This is a genomic window from Xanthobacter wiegelii (assembly GCF_043193855.2).
GTDB lineage: Bacteria > Pseudomonadota > Alphaproteobacteria > Rhizobiales > Xanthobacteraceae > Xanthobacter > Xanthobacter flavus_A.
In genome coordinates, this window is the sequence record NZ_CM195529.1 from 2,723,033 (window position 1) to 2,738,853 (window position 15,821).

The window sequence follows — 15,821 nt, forward strand, 5'->3', positions numbered from 1 at the left end:
GGTGCGCGCTTCACATAAGCGCATCGATCCGCGACGTCGAGGCGTCGACCCTGCGCTCCCGGCCACGGTTGGGCTTGCCGCGCTGCACCTGCACAGGTATCGCGGGCATGACACGGGCCCGGACGGCCCCACTGATGCCAGGACCGACATGCTCAAGACCCCGCCTCCGTTCCGCCCTGCCCTCGCCCGTCTGGCGGATGCGTCCAACCTCTGGGCTATCGCGGGCCTGGTGGTGGGCGTGGCCCTGCTGGCGTGGAGCGCCCAGCTCTCCATCCCGATCCAGCCGGTGCCGATCACCCTGCAAAGCTATGTGCTGATTAGCCTGGCCGCCCTCATGGGCTGGCAGTTCGGCGGGCTCACCGTCGCGATCTATCTCCTCGCCGGCCTGATGGGCCTGCCGGTGTTCTCGGGCGGACGCAGCGGGCTTGCCATGCTCACTGGCACCTCTAGCGGGTTCATCGTCGGATTTCTGGTGACGGCGCTACTGGTGGGCTGGCTTCAGGAAACCTGGGCGCGGCTGCGGCCGTTGCCGCTGCTCGGGGTGCTGGCCTTGGGCCATCTGGTGCTGATGGTGATGGGCGCCGGCTGGCTCGCGACCAAGATGGGACCGATGTTCGCGCTGGAGCGGGGCTTCCTGCCCTTCCTGCCCGGCGCGGTGGTGAAGACGATCGCCGCCCTCGCCACAGTCATCGCAGTGGAGCGCCTCACCGGCACCCCGCGCCAGCGTTGAAGAGCCCGGCTACTGGGCCGCGCTGATCTCTTCCTTGAGCGCGTCCGCGTCCGGCCCCGGCATGGTGATGGGCTGCACGCGCTCGCCGGGGCGGCCGGGGTTGGTGACGATGGAGGCTTCCAGCGACACGGTCACGTTGCCGCCCGAGGTGTTGAAGATGTAGTCCAGCCGGAAGGCGGCATCCTGGCTCTGGCCGTTTGTGCGCCGCATCGCCTCGTCGGGCGGAAGGCGTTTTTCCGCAATGAGTTGGGCCGGCTGATCGACCGTGATGGTGTACTGGCGAGCGCGGCGGGACGTGGCGATGCGGGCGCGCACGAGGGTGGCGTCGGCACCGGCGAGCTTCACTTCGATCCGCGGAACGGCGGGACCTTCCGGCACCGCCGGCGGCATTTCGGTGGGCATGGCCGGGGGGATGGGATCATAGGTGGCGGAAGGCGCCGGAGCGCGGTCGTAGCTGCTGGAGCAGCCGGCCAGTGCCAGCGCCACCGCGGCCACCGAAACCCATCTCACGCCCGTCATTCCCACCGCTCCAGTTCCTCCAGCCCCGCGTGCTGTAAACTACAAAACCCTAGCAAGGTTAAGATATTTCCGGTCCCTGCACACCCCTTCGCTCAGGTGGCGGCTTCCGGCTCCACATAGCGCGGGAACACGCCGACGGGGGTCGGAAGGGCGAGGCCGGCGGCCAGGCGGAACGCCGGATCGAGCCGGTCGAAGCCCCGCTCCCCCGCCGGAATCGCCACCAGATCCAACAGCTTGGCGGCGCTCTCCGGCATCACCGGCTGGGCGAGGATGGCGACCTGCCGGATCACCTCGGCGGTGACCCAGAGGACCGTCTCCATCCGGGCGGGATCGGTCTTGCGCAGGGCCCAGGGGGCCTGGGCGGCGAAGTAGCGGTTGGCTTCGGCGACCACGGCCCAAACTGCGTTGAGATACAAATGGATAGCCTGAGATTCCATGGCCTCCCGGCTCTTCGCCAGCATGCCGTCGGCGAGCGCCAGCATGGCTTCGTCCTCCGCCGAGAGGGGGCCCGGGGTGGGCACCAAGCCATTGAGATTCTTGGAGATCATCGACAGCGAGCGCTGGGCGAGGTTGCCGAGGTCGTTGGCGAGGTCGGCGTTCATGCGGTTGACGATCGCCTCGTGGCTGTAGGAGCCATCCTGACCGAAGGCGACCTCCCGGAGGAAGAAATATCTAATGGCATCAACGCCATAGGTGGCGGCAAGGTCGAACGGGTCGATGACGTTGCCGACCGACTTCGACATTTTCTCTCCGCGGTTGAAGAGAAAGCCGTGGCCGAACACCCTCTTCGGCGCCTCCAGCCCGGCCGACCAGAGAAACGCCGGCCAGTACACCGCGTGAAAGCGAATGATGTCCTTGCCGATGACATGGACGTCCGCCGGCCAATACTTGGCGAAGTCGCCGTCCACGTCCGGATAATCGAGCGCGGTGATGTAATTGGTCAGCGCATCCACCCACACATACATGATGTGCTTGGGATCACCTGGAACCGGGATGCCCCAGTCGAAGGTGGTGCGGGAGATGGAGAGGTCCTGAAGACCACCCGAAACGAAGCTGACAACCTCGTTTCGACGGCTGTCAGGCGCAATAAAACCGGGGTGTTCGGCATAGTACGAGAGGAGTCGATCCTGGTATGCCGAGAGGCGGAAGAAGTAGCTCTCCTCCTCCACCCATTCCACAGGCGTGCCCTGTGGCCCAAGCCGGACACCGGCGTCGTTCAGTGTTGTCTCGCTTTCCGCGTAATAGGCCTCATCGCGAACCGAATACCAACCCGCATACGTGGATTTATAGATATCCCCGTTCGCCGCCATCTTTTCCCAGATGGCTTGCGTGGAAATGCGGTGCCGCTCCTCGGTGGTGCGGATGAAGTCGTCGATGGAGAGGTTGAATGTCTCCACCATCGCCTGGAAGCGGGGGACGTTCCGGTCAAGCAGCTCACGCGGGGTCAGGCCGGCCTTCTGGGCCGTCTGCAGCATCTTGATGCCGTGCTCGTCCGTGCCGGTGAGAAAGCGCACGTCATAGCCATCCAGTCGCTTGAACCGGGCGATGCAGTCGGTCGCGATGGCCTCGTAGGCGTGGCCCATGTGGGGCACGCCGTTCGGGTAGGCGATGGCGGTGGTGATGAAGAACGGCGGCTTGACGGACATCGAAAGGCTCGGACGATTTCCCCGATCCCCGCGAAGGGGCGGCTTCAGCGCACGGCCTCGGCCAGATCGGCAAAGATGCGGAACACCAGCGCCTTGCGATCGAGATTGAAGACATCCGCCTCGGCCGCGCTGCGCCGCACCTTCTCCCACACCTCGCCGAGGCGGACAAGGCGATGGCGGGGCACGTCCGCGTCAGTGGCCTGCGCGGCCACATAGTCGCTCACCGCCTCGACGAAGAGATCGAGCCCGTCCGCCCGGTCGCCCTGGAGCCGCGTGCCCAGCGCGTGGAGGTCTTCCGGGCGCGGGCGAGGCAACTGGCCCAAAGCCTTGAGGGTGGCGAGGCGCACCTCCATCCCCTCCCCCCGCGCCAGCGTCACGGCGCGGCGCACGCTGCCGCCCGAGGCCTGCGCGGCGGCGGGAAGCTCGGCGGCGTTCAGGTCGCCGATCTCGGTGGAAAGATGATCCAGCGCCGCCAGCACGTCGCCTTCCGCGAGCGCCCGCAGCCGCAGCAGGCGCGAGCGCGAGCGGATGGTGGCCAGCACCTTGCCGGGGGCGTGGGTGATGAGCAGGAACAGCGCGCGCGGGGGCGGCTCCTCCAGCGTCTTCAGCAAGGCATTGGCGCCGAAGGCGTTCAGCTCGTCCACGGCATCGACGATGCACACCCGCCAGCCGCCGGCCGCCGCCGTGGCGCCGAAGAAGCTGCGCACCCGCCGCACCATCTCGGCCGGGATGACGGTGGGGATCTTCTCCTCCCCCGCCTCCGGCGCGCGGCGCAGCACCAGCATGTCGGGGTGGCTCATGGAGGCCACCTGCCGGAACACCGGATGGCTCGGCGGCAGGCTGAGATCGTGCGCGCCCGGCTCCGGCCCGCCGGCCAGCACCACGCGGGCCAGGCGATAGGCCAGCGTCGCCTTGCCGATACCCTCCGGCCCGCCGATGAGCAGGGCATGGGGCAGGCGCCCGGCGCGGAAGTCGCCAAGCAGGTCCGCCTCCACCGCCGCATGGCCGAACAGGCGGGTCTGCTCGCGCGGATGCGGCGCGCCCGGCAGGACGTCCCCGGCGATCTCGCCGCTCATGCGCCCGCCATGGCGTAGGTGTCGGCGATTTCGCGCGGACCAAGCCCGAGGCGGGCGGCCACCACGTCGGCGATGGCAGCCGCGACCGCATCGGCGTCGGCCGACGCATCGATGAGCACGCAGCGCCCGGGCTCCGCCTCCTCCCGCGCGAGGAAGGCGGCGCGCACCGCGGCGTGATAATCCCCGCCTTCCTTCTCGAACCGGTCCGCCGCGGCCCCCGCCGCCCGCTTCGCAGCGCGGGCGAGGCCGATCTCCGGCGGCACGTCGAGCATCAGGGTGAGGTCGGGCCGCACGGTGCCGACCGAAAGCGCTTCCAGCGAATCGAGAAGCCCCGGCGCCACGGCGCCGACCGCGCCCTGATAGACGCGGGTGGAATCGATGAAGCGGTCACACACCACGATCTTGCCGGCCGCGAGCGCGGGCGCGATGAGCCCCGCCACATGGTCCGCCCGCGCGGCCGCGAAGAGCATCGCCTCGGCCGTGGGGCCGAACGGTTCGGCCGCGCCGGAGAGGATGACATGGCGCAGGGCCTCCGCACCGGGCGTGCCACCGGGCTCGCGGGTTTCCACCACCTCGCGGCCGAGCGCACGCAGATGCTGCGCCAGACGCCGCGCCTGCGTGGACTTGCCTGTGCCCTCCCCGCCTTCGAGGGTGATGAACCGCCCGCCGCTCATTTGCCGACCTTCGCGAGGGCCTTCTTCATCAGGTCGCGCACGCTGTCGCCCATCAGCGTCATGCCGCCGTCGAGGGCACGGTCCACGAGCGAGCCCACCGGCACGTCCTCCGCCGTGTAGAGCGGAATGTCCAGGGCCTTCACCTGCCCGCGCGTCACCTGCATGCGCCCCACCTCCGTGCCCTTGGCGACGGGAGCCCGAAGCGGTCCGGTGTAGACCACGCGGGCGGTGACGCGCTCATTTCCCGAGCGCGGGGTGAGGATGGAGACCGGCCCCTTCGCCACGAGCCCGACCGACCCTTGCGAACCGCCGAACACCTGGGCCCGGCCGATCTCCTGATCCGCCGTGAAGATCTGCCGCTGGCGGAAGGACTGGAAGCCCCATTCCAGCAGCTTGCGCGTCTCATCCAGCCGCTCCTTCTCGCTCCGCGCGCCGAGGGTGGCGACGATGAGGCGCTGGCCGTTCTGCACCGCCGAGCCGAGGGCGTGGTAGCCCACATCCTTCACCCAGCCCACCTGAAGGCCATCCGCGCCGAGGCCGGCATCCAGCAGCACATTGCGATTGCGCTGCTTGATGCGGCTCCATTCGATGTTGGGGCGGGCGAACACGGGGTAATAGGTGGGATAGGTGCGGATGATGTGGGCGGCGAGCAGTCCGAGGTCGCGCGCCGTGGAATATTGGCCAGAATCGGCGAAGCCGGTGGCGTTGTGGAACTCGGAATTGGCCATGCCGATGGCCTTCGCCTCGGCATTCATCATCTGGGAAAACTCGCTCTCGGTGTTGGCGACGCCCTCGGCCAGCGCGATGGCCGCATCATTGCCCGACACCACCAGCGCGCCCGCCAGCAGCTCGCCCACCGGGGCCGGCTTGTTCACCTCGGCGAACATGGCCGCCCCGCCCGAGGGGCCGCCGCCGCGCTTCCAGGCGTTCACGCTCACCATGAACGGCGTGTCGAGGGCGATCTTGCCGGCCTTGAGCTGGGCGAAAACCACATCCGCGGTCATCACCTTGGTGAGCGTGCCGGGGGCGAAGCGCTTGTCCGCATCCTTCTCGTACAGGATCGTGCCGGTCTCGAAATCGATCAGCACCGCGCCGGGCACGGAGGTCTGGAAGCCCTGCGCCTGCTGGGCGGACGCCGGCAGGGGCGCACACGCGATGGCGATCAGCGCCAGCGCGACGGCGGGACGGGTGAGCGCGGCGAAAAGGCGGGAGGCGAAGCGGGAGGGCACGGACATCAGGCTCCACCGGATACGGCACGCGGGGTGCCGTGCGCTGGCCATGGGTGCGGCTGGAGCTGGCGGTTCCCCTTCGGCCGGATCATCGCGAAGCGCCGGCTTCGGGTAAAGCCCTGCGGGAACCGGGACGGGTGGATATCTTCAGCCCAGGCGTTTTACGCCTCAGCGCTCGCCGCTTCAGCGTTCTCCCGGCACCCCGGCGAAGCCGAGGCCGGAGACGGGCGCGGAGCCCTGCGACCAGCCGGCGCTGGCCACCACCTGCCCGGAGCTTCCCGCCTGGCCGAGATCGTAGGGCCGCGACGGCGGCACCGGCGCCTCGCCCGTCGGAACCGCGGCAGCGGCGACGCTGCGGATGGAGGGGCCTTCCGGCACGAAGGGCTTGGCCGAGGCCACGCGCACGGGCGAGCCCTCGATCAGGTCGGCCGGGGTGCCATCGGTGCGCAGGGTGGAGGCGAGCTTGATGTCGTCGTCGTCGTCCAGCGGCGCGCGGCCGAGATACTGCACACGCACCCGCGCGACGCCGTTCTTGGCGAAGCCGAGCAGTTCGGCCGTCTTGTAGGACACGTCGATGAGGCGGTCGCCCACATAGGGCCCGCGATTGTTGACGCGCACCACGATGGAGCGGTCGTTGGACAGGTTCGTCACCCGCACGTAGGACGGCATGGGCAGCGTCTTGTGGGCGGCGGAGATGGACGCCATGTCGAAGATCTCGCCATTGGCGGTCTTCCGGCCGTGGAAATCCTTGCCGTACCAGGACGCCTGCCCTTCGGCCACGTAATTGGGGTTCTCCGCCGGGAAATAGGTGCGCCCGCCGATGGTGTAGGGCTTGCCCACCTTGTAGCCGCCGCCGCCGCGCGGCACGGGATCACCCTCCGCGACCACACGCGGGCTGGTGGAGACGCCCCAGATGGGATCGATCTTGCTGCCGAGGGATTCGACCGAGCCGCAGCCCGCGACCGCGACGAGGGAGGAGAGCACCGCCAGGGTCCGCAGCCTGCGGATGGATGGCGCCGCCCCCGCGCCTGCGACGGCGCGCACGAGGTGACCGATCCTGTTCCGCTGCGTCCCCGCCGATCCCGTCATCATCCGTGCCCGGTTCCCCGCTTTTGCTGCCGCCGGCAGAGACAGAACGCATCGCGCCGCGATCAGCAGGGACCCCGGCAGATTGCGCCAACAGGGGGTCCAATGACGGCGAAAATGGGGCGCCGCCGCGGCCATGGTTAACGATCGGCAATAATGACACCCATTCGGATACCGCGCCCGGCATCCTCCGGAGCCCTTGGACCGCTCTCGTCCGCCTATCCCCGCCTCCCGCACCCGCCCCTCTCGACGCGCCCGCGCACCTGCTCTAGATGGGACCGTCAAGCGTCCCGCCCCGCACGCGGGACCTGGAAGGGTGGCCGAGTGGTTTAAGGCAGCGGTCTTGAAAACCGCCGTGGGGGCAACCCCACCGTGGGTTCGAATCCCACCCCTTCCGCCATTTCAGTCCCTGAGTGGGCACTGCGTTTACGCCATTCCCCGATACCAGCGTCTGAAGCAGCCGGGATTTTGATCCCATGATCCGAACCTCGCCCTCGGCAACCTCGACGCGCTGGGCGAGCGCGCGGAGGTGGTCGCGGCGATAGCCGCCGCCTTCTAGTCGGATGCGCTGACGCGCGGCCTTCGCGAATTTGCTCAGCATCTCCGGCGTAACGGCCTTGCTCCCGGCGTTCTGGAGCATGGCCTGGGCGCGTTCGGCGTCAGCCTTGGCCTGATCGCGGATAGCTTTGAGGCCGACGATGCGGTCCTTCAGCGCCGGGTCGTCCAGATCGGCGACGCCGGCCTCTATGGCGTCATAAAGCCGCCTGAGGCGGGCTTCAGACTCGGCTGCACGCCTGTTCAACTCGGCGATATGCTCGCGCTGGCGCTCGGATCGCTCCTGCCGCCGGTCGAGCACTGTGGCGAGAATCGTTTCCAATCGTTCGGGCTGTAGCAGGCGTAGTAACGGTAGCGTCCGCCCTTGCCGGTGCGGATGGTCATGGCGCCGCCGCACTTGGCGCAATGGATAAGCCCGGTCAGCATGGTCGGGCCGCTGGTCACGGCGGATGGCGTCACCCTGGGATGTCGCGCCTTGAGGAGCGTCTGCACGGTGTCGAAGGTCTCGCGGCTGATGATCGGCGGCACGGGCACGACAACGATCTCGCTGACCGGCTTCAGCTCCTTGGTCTTGGACCGCTTATTGAACTCATGTTCGCCCATATAGGTGCGCCGGGTCAGGATGCGGTGAACCTGTCCGATGCCCCAACGCCCGCCGTCGCGCGTGAAGATGCGGCGTTTGTTCAGATAGGACACGATGTTCTTGACGCCCATCTGGCCGGTGGTGCCGTCGCCTTCAAGGGCGAGCCGATAGATCAGCCGCACGGTCTCGGCGTGGAGCGGGTCGATCTCCAGCTTCTTCTTGGTCTTCGCCCCGCGCTGCTCGGCCGCGACGATGCGATAGCCGATGGGCGGCAGGGCGCCATTCCAGAAGCCTTGCCGGGCATTCTCCTTCAAGGCCCGCATCACATGCTTGGCGTTCTCCTTCGACTGATACTCGTCGAACAGCGCCATGATCTGCCGCATCATGACGTGCATGGGGTCATCCCCCATTTCCTGCGTGATCGAGACGAGCTTGACGCCGTTCTTCGCCAGCTTGCGGACGTAGAATTCCAGCTCGAAGTGATCACGGAAGAAGCGGCTGAACGAGTGGACGATCACCACGTCGAAGGGCGCGGGTTTTGACGTGCCCGCTTCGATCATCCGCTGGAACTCGGGGCGGCGATCATTGGTGGCCGATGCGCCCGGCTCCACATAGGTCTCAAACAGCTGGTAGCCTCGCGCGGCGCACCAGGCTTCCCCCTGGCGTCTCTGGTCGGGGATGGAGACATCGTGCTCGGCCTGGCGCACCGTCGAGACGCGCAGATAGAGGGCGGCGCGCAAAGGTGCGGTCATGACTGGTATCTCCCGAGAGGATCAGGTGTCCGGGCCGGGCAGATCATCGTACAGGTCGCCGAACCAGCGCTCGAAAACGTTGATCTCGGCCTCTGTGACCGGCACAGCTTCGGGCCAGTCATCGCTGACGATCCAGGTTGCGGGATCGTGCTTCGGCAGTCGGCCCGCAAACGGCCACGGATAACCCAGCAGGGCCTCAAGCTCGGCGGATGCGCCGGAAGGGGGAGGTCGTCTCGCTCTCGCCATGACGCCAGCTTCGCCCGGGACCGCGCTCGGACGAAGGGCCGATATCCACGCCACAGCCCACCGTTTCGCCCCGCGTCGCGTGACGCTCGAACAGCGGGGGCGACGCGCATCATGGCCCACTCCCTTTCCGGCCTGCCCGTGGCGACGCGGCCAGCCCGAGGAAGACGATCAACGCCTGATTGAGCCGGACCATGTCCTCGTCGTCGAGGCGACCGACCTTCTGCCCGAACTTCGCCTTCCGAACGGTCGTGATCTTGTCGACCATCAGGCGGCAGACCGCGCGCAGGCCATTTCTCTCGTTCGGCTGGACTACCAGCCGGAACAGCGGGGCCTCCGTCTCATCGGTTGTGAAGGCGCAGATGGTGAGGGACTCCGTTCCATCGAAACTGTCGTCCTGCACGATGACCACCGGGCGCGGCTTTCCGGCGTAGTCCTGCCCTCCGGCAACGGTCCACACTTCGCCGCGCCTCATTCGTCGCTCCAGTCGGACGCGGCATCGATGAAGGCCTGGTCATCGCCGGCCTGCGCGCTCGACGCGACGGCCAGCGACTGGCGCCGCGCTTCCGCCCGGAAGGCGGGTGCCCGCACATCCGGCACCCAGATCTGGATCGGCCGAAGCCCCTGGGCGCGCAGTCGCGCGCGATGCTCGCCGACCTTCACGCGCGAAGGCTTGGGCCTAGATGCGGATGACATGGCAGCCTCCTCATGAGTTACATGTAACTAGCACATGGAGACCCGTCTGCCCAGTCCATTCGGATGGAAAGCGGTTCCTGCGGGGCTCCTGAAGGCTGAGAGCCATGGCGCACATTCGGCGGAACGCACCTTTTGGACATCTCATTGAATTTACAACGAAAAATGATTTTTACTTGCCTCAGACTACGTTGGGAAATCTCCGCGCACATTGCCCATGCGAACCCTAACCCATTGAAACGCCAACAACCGACCCAACGCGCAATGTGTGGGCATTTATCCTGCACTCAAGCCCCTACGCCGGTACCCTACGAAATCGCCGCCGACCGCCCTAAGGGAAATCCGCCTTACGGCCCCACTGGCGCGGGGGTGGATCGTCGCGATACCTTCAACACATGCACGGATGACGTGCCGGCTGTTGAAGGGACTTCATGCGGACCTGGATGCGTTGCGGGTGCAGAATGTGCGCTCTTCCACCGCACCGCGCGCAGCGATGTGACGGCGGAAAATGTGCGGCCGACGCGCCGAGTCGGTGCATGAGGACTGCTATTCAACAGGAGATCGGGGCGACACGGAATTGACCAACGAAGCGTTCGCCCGGATCAAGATCGACCAACTTCTGAAGGATGCGGCGTGGCGCCTGACGGATGGTCGCAGCGTCAGATATGAATACCCGCTCGATGACGGCGGCCGGGCGGACTATGTGCTATTTGATCGCCTCGGCCGTGCGGTTGCCGTGCTGGAAGCGAAGAGCACGAGTGTCAGCTTGACGGCGGGCGAGGCGCAGGGGCGGCGCTATGCCGATCTGCTCGGCGTGCCCTTTATCTTTCTCTCGAACGGCGAAGAAATCTGGTTCTGCGACAAGGGGCAGGATGCGCACTTCCGCCGGGTGGAGACCGTTTTCAGTCAGGATGACCTCGTGCGCCGAAAGGCAGCGCGCGACATCCGTCGCAATCCACTCGACATCCCGATCGACAGCCGCATTGCTGGCGGCGGCGGGCGCCACCATCAAAGCGCCTGCATCGAAACCCTCTGCCGAGGGATCGTCAGCGGCCGGCGGAAAATGCTGGTCGAGATGGCGACCGGCACCGGAAAGACGCGCACGGCGGCCGCGTTGATCAAGCGCCTGTTCGATGCCAATTGGTCGACGCGCGCGCTGTTCGTGGTCGATCGTAACACCCTCGCCATTCAGGCGGAGGACGCCTTCGCCGAGCATCTGCCGCATCTTCCGTGCTACCGCGTGCCGCGCACCGGGCGCCGCTTTCAGGATGAAAAGCGGGTGACGATCGTCACGCTCCAGACGCTCGTGAATGAGTATGAGAAATATTCCGCCGGCTATTTCGATCTCATCCTCATTGATGAATGCCACCGCAGCATCTACGGCCAGTGGCGGCGCGCGCTGGACCATTTCGACGGCATCAAGATCGGCCTCACCGCCACGCCCTGCGTCATGCGGGACGCGCCGGATGTGGACGAGGAGGACCGCGCCGCGATCCGCGACACGCTGCGCTTCTTCGAGGTGGACCGCCCGACCTACAGCTACAGCATGGCCGAGGCGATCGCGGACGGCCATCTCGTTCCCTATGAGATCTATCGCGCGATGACTGCCCGCACGGCCGCCACCGACGGGTTCACTGTTGCGCGCACCGACATTGATTGGGGCGCGCTGGATGCGGAAACCCGCGCCGAACTGGAAGCGCTGTTTGCGGATCATGATCCGCTCACGGTCGATCCCACCGCGCTTGAGCGTAAGTTCACCATCCCGGAGCGCAACCGCGCCATGGTGCGTGAGTTTCGCGAGGTGCTGGAGAACGGCTATACCGCACCGAGCGGCATTCGCCGTGCGCCGGAATGGGGCAAGACCATCGTGTTCGCCGTCACCAAACGCCATGCGGAGACGCTGGCGCGCATGTTTGATGATGTCTTCGCCGACAAGAAGCCGAGCCCCACCACGCGCTATGCCGACTTCGTGGTGTCAGGCATGGGGCCGGACGACAGCGTGGACGGCAACGCCAAGATCAAGCGGTTCAAGAACGAACCGTTCCCGCAGATCCTGGTCAGCGTGAACATGCTGGACACCGGTTTCGACTGCCCGGAGGTGCGCAATCTGGTGATGGCGCGCTTCACCCATTCGTCGATCCTCTACCAGCAGATGCGCGGCCGGGGCACGCGGCAGGCGCCGGGTAAGGATCGTTTCACTTTGTGGGATTTCACCGGCGTCACCCTGCGCCATGGCGATGACGAGGCGCCGGGCGAAGGCGGGGCGGTTGTGGTGCGCGCGCCCGAACGGCCGCAGGGGCAGCCGCGCCGCATGCTGACGCTGGATGTGCATGACGAGATCGACCCCGCCACCCGCGAATGGGTGACGGTGGATGAAACCGGGCGCGCCTTCATGGATCCGGAGGAAGCCCGCGCCGAAGCCTTGGGAGCGGCGTTCGAGACCTGGCTGGACGGCCAGGCGTTCGACACCGACCAGTTGCGGCTGCTGCATCTCATCAAGGAGCAGATCAAGGCCAATGCGGCCGACCTCACCAGCTTCGAGAGCTGGCGCTTCGACCAGCCACCGCTCGCCATGAATGGCGGATTCGCGCGCGGCTGTGCGGTGCTCGGCGGCGAGAGCGAACTGGAGCAAGTGCTCGCCAGCCTGAACAGGAGTGTGTTCGGCATCGCCAGCACGGGCAGCACGCCCGATCCGGAAAACCCAGACCAACCCGCCAATTGAAGGCCGAGTATGCCCTTTACGCCCGATATGCGCCGCAAGGTCGATCAGATCCGCGACTATCTTTATGGTGGCGGCTATCCCGACCCGCTGTCCAACGCCGAGCAGCTCAGCTTCCTGTTCTTCTTCTACATGATCGAGGGCATCGACGCCGCCAATGTGCGCCAGTCCAAGGCCACGGGGCGCGGCCACACCTCGCTGTTCTCTGGCGACTGGACCCTGCGCAACCCGCTGAACGCCCCGGCCAAGGGGGTGGAGACCATTCCGCGCGAACGCATGCGCTGGTCGAGCTGGGCCAATGCCATGTCGGGGGAACCACTCGTCACTTTCGTCCGCGACGAGGTGTTTCCCTTCTTCGCCGCCATTGGCGATGAGTTCGGCCTCAGCTTCATGGCGCAGGCGCGTCTGGCCATCGACGAGCCCACCGTCCTCACCCAGATCGTGACGCTGGTGAACGAGCTGCGTCTGGAGAATGCGGACCCCGACACCAAGGGCGACCTGTTCGAGCATGTGCTGCGCCAGATCAAGCAGGCGGGCGAGCTGGGCCAGTTCCGCACCCCGCGCCACATCATCCGCGCCATCGTCGATCTGGTGGACCCGAAGATCGGCGAGACGGTCTATGATCCCGCCGCCGGCACCGCCGGCTTTCTGGTGGCGGCCTACGAGCATATCCGCCTCGCCAACTCCTCAACCAATGCAAGGGCGGTAGCGCAGTTCGACGGCAAGAGTTTCGAGCGCGGGCTCGGTGATCGGCTGAACGACGCGCAGTGGCGCAAGCTCAAGGCCGAAACCTTCTACGGCAATGACGTCGACCCGAAGATGGTTAGCCTCGCCAGCATGAATCTGGCGCTGCGCGGCCTGCCGGACGTGCGCATCTTGAAACGCAACGTGCTCACCTCCTCCTTCGACCGGCAGGCGAAGATGGAGCGCAATTTGCCGCTCGACGGCTATGACGTGGTCCTCGCCAACCCGCCCTTCTCCGGCCGGATCGACCGTGACCGCATTGTCGATGACGTGCGGATCGGCAGCAGCACCGCCACCGAACTGCTGTTCGTGAAATACATGATCGACAATCTGAAGCCGGGCGGGCGCTGCGGCGTCATCGTGCCGGAGGGTGTTCTGTTCGGCTCCACCGGTGCGCATAAGGAATTGCGCCGCATGCTGATGCAGAACAACCGGGTGGAAGCGGTGCTGTCGCTGCCGGGCGGGGTGTTCCAGCCCTATTCTGGCGTGAAGACCAGCGTGCTGGTGTTCACGCAGGGCGGGCGCACGCGAGACGTCATGTTCCTGCACGCCAGCAATGACGGCTTCAAGCTGGACGCCAACCACGACCAGCCCATTGAGGCCGACGATCTGCCCGGCCTGATCGCCGCCTTCAACAGCCGCGAGGAGATGCGGGAGGACTGGCAGGCGCGGGACGACGCCCAACCCTGGACGGAAAACTGGTGGTTCGCCGACGCCGCCACCATCGAGCGCGAGGACTGGAACCTCTCGGCTTCCCGCTATCGGCCCGAAAGCCGCGAGGCGGCGCAGCACCGCGATCCCCGCGCTTTGCTGGCGGAACTGCGCGACGAGACCGCGGCGATCCTCGGCGATATCGAGGCGCTGGCGGCGGAACTTGGGGAGCCGGTGAGTTGAACTGGCTGAGCCTCGACACCGTTTCAACCGAGATAGCCAGCGGGGTCGCATGCGGCAAGAGCCGCATTGTGGCAGATGGTATCCCACACCTTCGGCCATTCAGCGTGACAGCCGATGGCCGACTGACGCTTGCCGAAGCCCCGATTATCCCTATTGAAGCCGTTCCCGCCAATCGGCGCGAGCTTCGTCCAGGAGACATTCTATTCAACAATACTAATTCTCAAGAATTGGTTGGAAAATCAGCTCTTGTTGAAGCGAATTTATTCGCAGCATTCTCCAATCATATGACCCGAATACGCGTCGATACGCGGCTCGCAGAGCCCGCGTTCATCCATCGATACTTGAATCATCTATTTTCTAGGCGTTATTTCGAGGGGCGCGCCACTAGGTGGGTCAGCCAAGCAGCGTTTGGCACGTCACAACTCAAGGCGATCGAAATTCCCCTCCCACCGCTGGACGAGCAGCGGCGGATTGTGGGGCTGTTGGACCGGGCGGCAGAGATTAGGCGCCGCGCCGACGCCGCCCGCGCCAAGGCCCGCGCCATCATCCCCGCCCTCTTCCTCGACATGTTCGGCGACCCGGCGACCAATCCGAAGGGGTGGGCGGTGCAAGCGCTCTCCGATTTGGCAGACATTGGATCGGGGTTGACGAAGGGGCGGAAGCTGAACGGTACGCCGACTGAACCGACGCCATATCTCCGGGTGGCCAACGTCCAGGCTGATCGGCTCGATCTGTCCGAAATCAAAATGATTGATGCCACCGACGATGACCGCGTGCGGTGTCGGGTGCTGCCGGGAGACCTCTTGATGACTGAGGGCGGTGATCTCGACAAACTTGGCCGATGCGCCATGTGGCAAGGCGAAGTCGATCTTTGCCTGCATCAGAACCATATCTTCCGCGTGCGCATGGGAAGCGACATCATTCCCTACTATGCGCGAGCCTTCATGCAAAGCGAGGCAGCGCGCGGATATTTTCTACGAGTGGCGAAGCGCACCACCGGCATCGCATCGATCAACAAGACGCAGCTCGGGCGGCTTCCCGTCTGGGTTCCCCCGCTCCCCCTGCAAACCGCCTTCGCCGAACAGGCCAGCCGCCTCGATTCCCTCACCCGCGCGCTCGACGCCGCCGCCGCCAAGGCTGATTCCATGGCCGCCGCGCTCTCCGCCGAGGTGTTCGGATGAACGCCCCCGACACCGCGCCCGAGGACGCCATTCTTGAGGCCACCCGCCACGCCGCCCTGCAATTCGCCGCCCTGCGCTTCGGCCAACTCACCTCCCGCCTGATCTGGCGCCTGCGGCGCATCCCGGCCACCGGCATCGTCGGCGATGATTACACCTGCCGGACCCTGTGGGATGAAATCTGCGTCGAGGTGCAGGATGGCCCGTTCGATGACGGGCTGTTCGGCGACGCGGACGAGACCGGGCTGCCCGATGTCCCCACGGCCTTCGACAGGACGATCGCCCCCATCCTCCGCGCCGCCATCGAGGCACTGCCGCAAAAGGAAGCCGTCTTGCTGACCCTATGGGCCATCGACGACTGGGACGAGCGGGAACAGGCGGAAACCGTCGGCACCATCAACATCGACGCCATGATGACCATGCTCCGCACCATGCTCAGCCGCAAGGCGAGCGCCGTCGACCTGTGGAAGTTCCGCGAATGATGCACGCCCCTCTCGCCA

14 protein-coding genes, 1 tRNA gene and 1 pseudogene are annotated in these 15,821 nt (G+C 66.4%); 6 read left to right on the top strand and 10 right to left on the bottom strand.

What is annotated here, in order from left to right:
• Nucleotides 1-148 precede the first annotated feature (148 nt).
• Nucleotides 149-730, top strand: a complete 582-nt coding sequence (locus V5F63_RS12580; protein WP_394101981.1) for a biotin transporter BioY — start codon at nt 149-151, stop codon at nt 728-730.
• A 9-nt stretch (nt 731-739) separates the two neighbouring features.
• Here the strand turns inward: V5F63_RS12580 and V5F63_RS12585 are convergent, their stop codons facing one another.
• The 6 genes from V5F63_RS12585 to V5F63_RS12610 form a co-directional block, all read right to left on the bottom strand.
• Nucleotides 740-1,249 (bottom strand): hypothetical protein, encoded by a 510-nt coding sequence (locus V5F63_RS12585; RefSeq protein WP_394101982.1) that lies wholly within the window; start codon nt 1,247-1,249, stop codon nt 740-742.
• Between the two features lie 92 nt (nt 1,250-1,341).
• A complete protein-coding gene (gene metG / locus V5F63_RS12590; RefSeq protein ID WP_394101983.1) occupies nt 1,342-2,895 on the bottom strand; it encodes a methionine--tRNA ligase in 1,554 nt (517 codons plus the stop codon).
• Nucleotides 2,896-2,939: 44 nt separating this feature from the next.
• The gene (locus V5F63_RS12595; protein WP_209489368.1) at nt 2,940-3,971 is read right to left on the bottom strand and encodes a DNA polymerase III subunit delta'; all 1,032 of its coding nucleotides are present in this window, start codon (nt 3,969-3,971) and stop codon (nt 2,940-2,942) included.
• Nucleotides 3,968-4,645, bottom strand: coding sequence for a dTMP kinase (tmk, locus tag V5F63_RS12600; protein WP_394101984.1), 678 nt, complete (start codon nt 4,643-4,645; stop codon nt 3,968-3,970). The genes V5F63_RS12595 and tmk overlap by 4 nt, the downstream gene beginning before the upstream one ends.
• Nucleotides 4,642-5,880, bottom strand: a complete 1,239-nt coding sequence (locus V5F63_RS12605) for a D-alanyl-D-alanine carboxypeptidase family protein (protein WP_394029202.1) — start codon at nt 5,878-5,880, stop codon at nt 4,642-4,644. The genes tmk and V5F63_RS12605 overlap by 4 nt, the downstream gene beginning before the upstream one ends.
• A 177-nt stretch (nt 5,881-6,057) precedes the next feature.
• A complete protein-coding gene (locus tag V5F63_RS12610) occupies nt 6,058-6,918 on the bottom strand; it encodes a septal ring lytic transglycosylase RlpA family protein (protein WP_348634376.1) in 861 nt (286 codons plus the stop codon).
• Between the two features lie 352 nt (nt 6,919-7,270).
• Between V5F63_RS12610 and V5F63_RS12615 the strand changes: the two genes are divergently transcribed.
• Nucleotides 7,271-7,360, top strand: a tRNA-Ser gene (locus tag V5F63_RS12615).
• Here the strand turns inward: V5F63_RS12615 and V5F63_RS12620 are convergent.
• The 4 genes and pseudogenes from V5F63_RS12620 to V5F63_RS12635 all read right to left on the bottom strand — a co-directional run.
• Nucleotides 7,331-8,850, bottom strand: a pseudogene (locus V5F63_RS12620) (recombinase family protein); the annotation flags it as partial. The gene V5F63_RS12615 and the pseudogene V5F63_RS12620 overlap by 30 nt on opposite strands.
• Before the next feature lie 21 nt (nt 8,851-8,871).
• Nucleotides 8,872-9,096, bottom strand: coding sequence for a hypothetical protein (locus V5F63_RS12625; RefSeq protein ID WP_209489376.1), 225 nt, complete (start codon nt 9,094-9,096; stop codon nt 8,872-8,874).
• 109 nt (nt 9,097-9,205) lie between these two features.
• Nucleotides 9,206-9,568, bottom strand: a complete 363-nt coding sequence (locus V5F63_RS12630) for a type II toxin-antitoxin system PemK/MazF family toxin (protein ID WP_209489379.1) — start codon at nt 9,566-9,568, stop codon at nt 9,206-9,208.
• Nucleotides 9,565-9,789 carry an antitoxin MazE family protein gene (locus V5F63_RS12635; protein ID WP_209489381.1) on the bottom strand — a complete coding sequence of 75 codons (225 nt, stop codon included), beginning with the start codon at nt 9,787-9,789 and terminating at the stop codon, nt 9,565-9,567. The genes V5F63_RS12630 and V5F63_RS12635 overlap by 4 nt, the downstream gene beginning before the upstream one ends.
• 574 nt (nt 9,790-10,363) lie before the next feature.
• Here V5F63_RS12635 and V5F63_RS12640 point away from each other — a divergent pair.
• The 4 genes from V5F63_RS12640 to V5F63_RS12655 are packed head-to-tail and all read left to right on the top strand — an operon-like array spanning nt 10,364 to nt 15,803.
• Nucleotides 10,364-12,508 carry a DEAD/DEAH box helicase family protein gene (locus V5F63_RS12640; protein WP_394101985.1) on the top strand — a complete coding sequence of 715 codons (2,145 nt, stop codon included), beginning with the start codon at nt 10,364-10,366 and terminating at the stop codon, nt 12,506-12,508.
• A 9-nt stretch (nt 12,509-12,517) separates the two neighbouring features.
• Nucleotides 12,518-14,143 carry an HsdM family class I SAM-dependent methyltransferase gene (locus tag V5F63_RS12645; protein WP_394101986.1) on the top strand — a complete coding sequence of 542 codons (1,626 nt, stop codon included), beginning with the start codon at nt 12,518-12,520 and terminating at the stop codon, nt 14,141-14,143.
• Nucleotides 14,140-15,324, top strand: a complete 1,185-nt coding sequence (locus tag V5F63_RS12650) for a restriction endonuclease subunit S (protein ID WP_394101987.1) — start codon at nt 14,140-14,142, stop codon at nt 15,322-15,324. Before V5F63_RS12645 ends, V5F63_RS12650 begins: the two co-directional genes overlap by 4 nt.
• Nucleotides 15,321-15,803, top strand: a complete 483-nt coding sequence (locus tag V5F63_RS12655) for a hypothetical protein (RefSeq protein ID WP_394101988.1) — start codon at nt 15,321-15,323, stop codon at nt 15,801-15,803. Before V5F63_RS12650 ends, V5F63_RS12655 begins: the two co-directional genes overlap by 4 nt.
• The last annotated feature ends 18 nt before the right edge of the window (nt 15,804-15,821 follow it).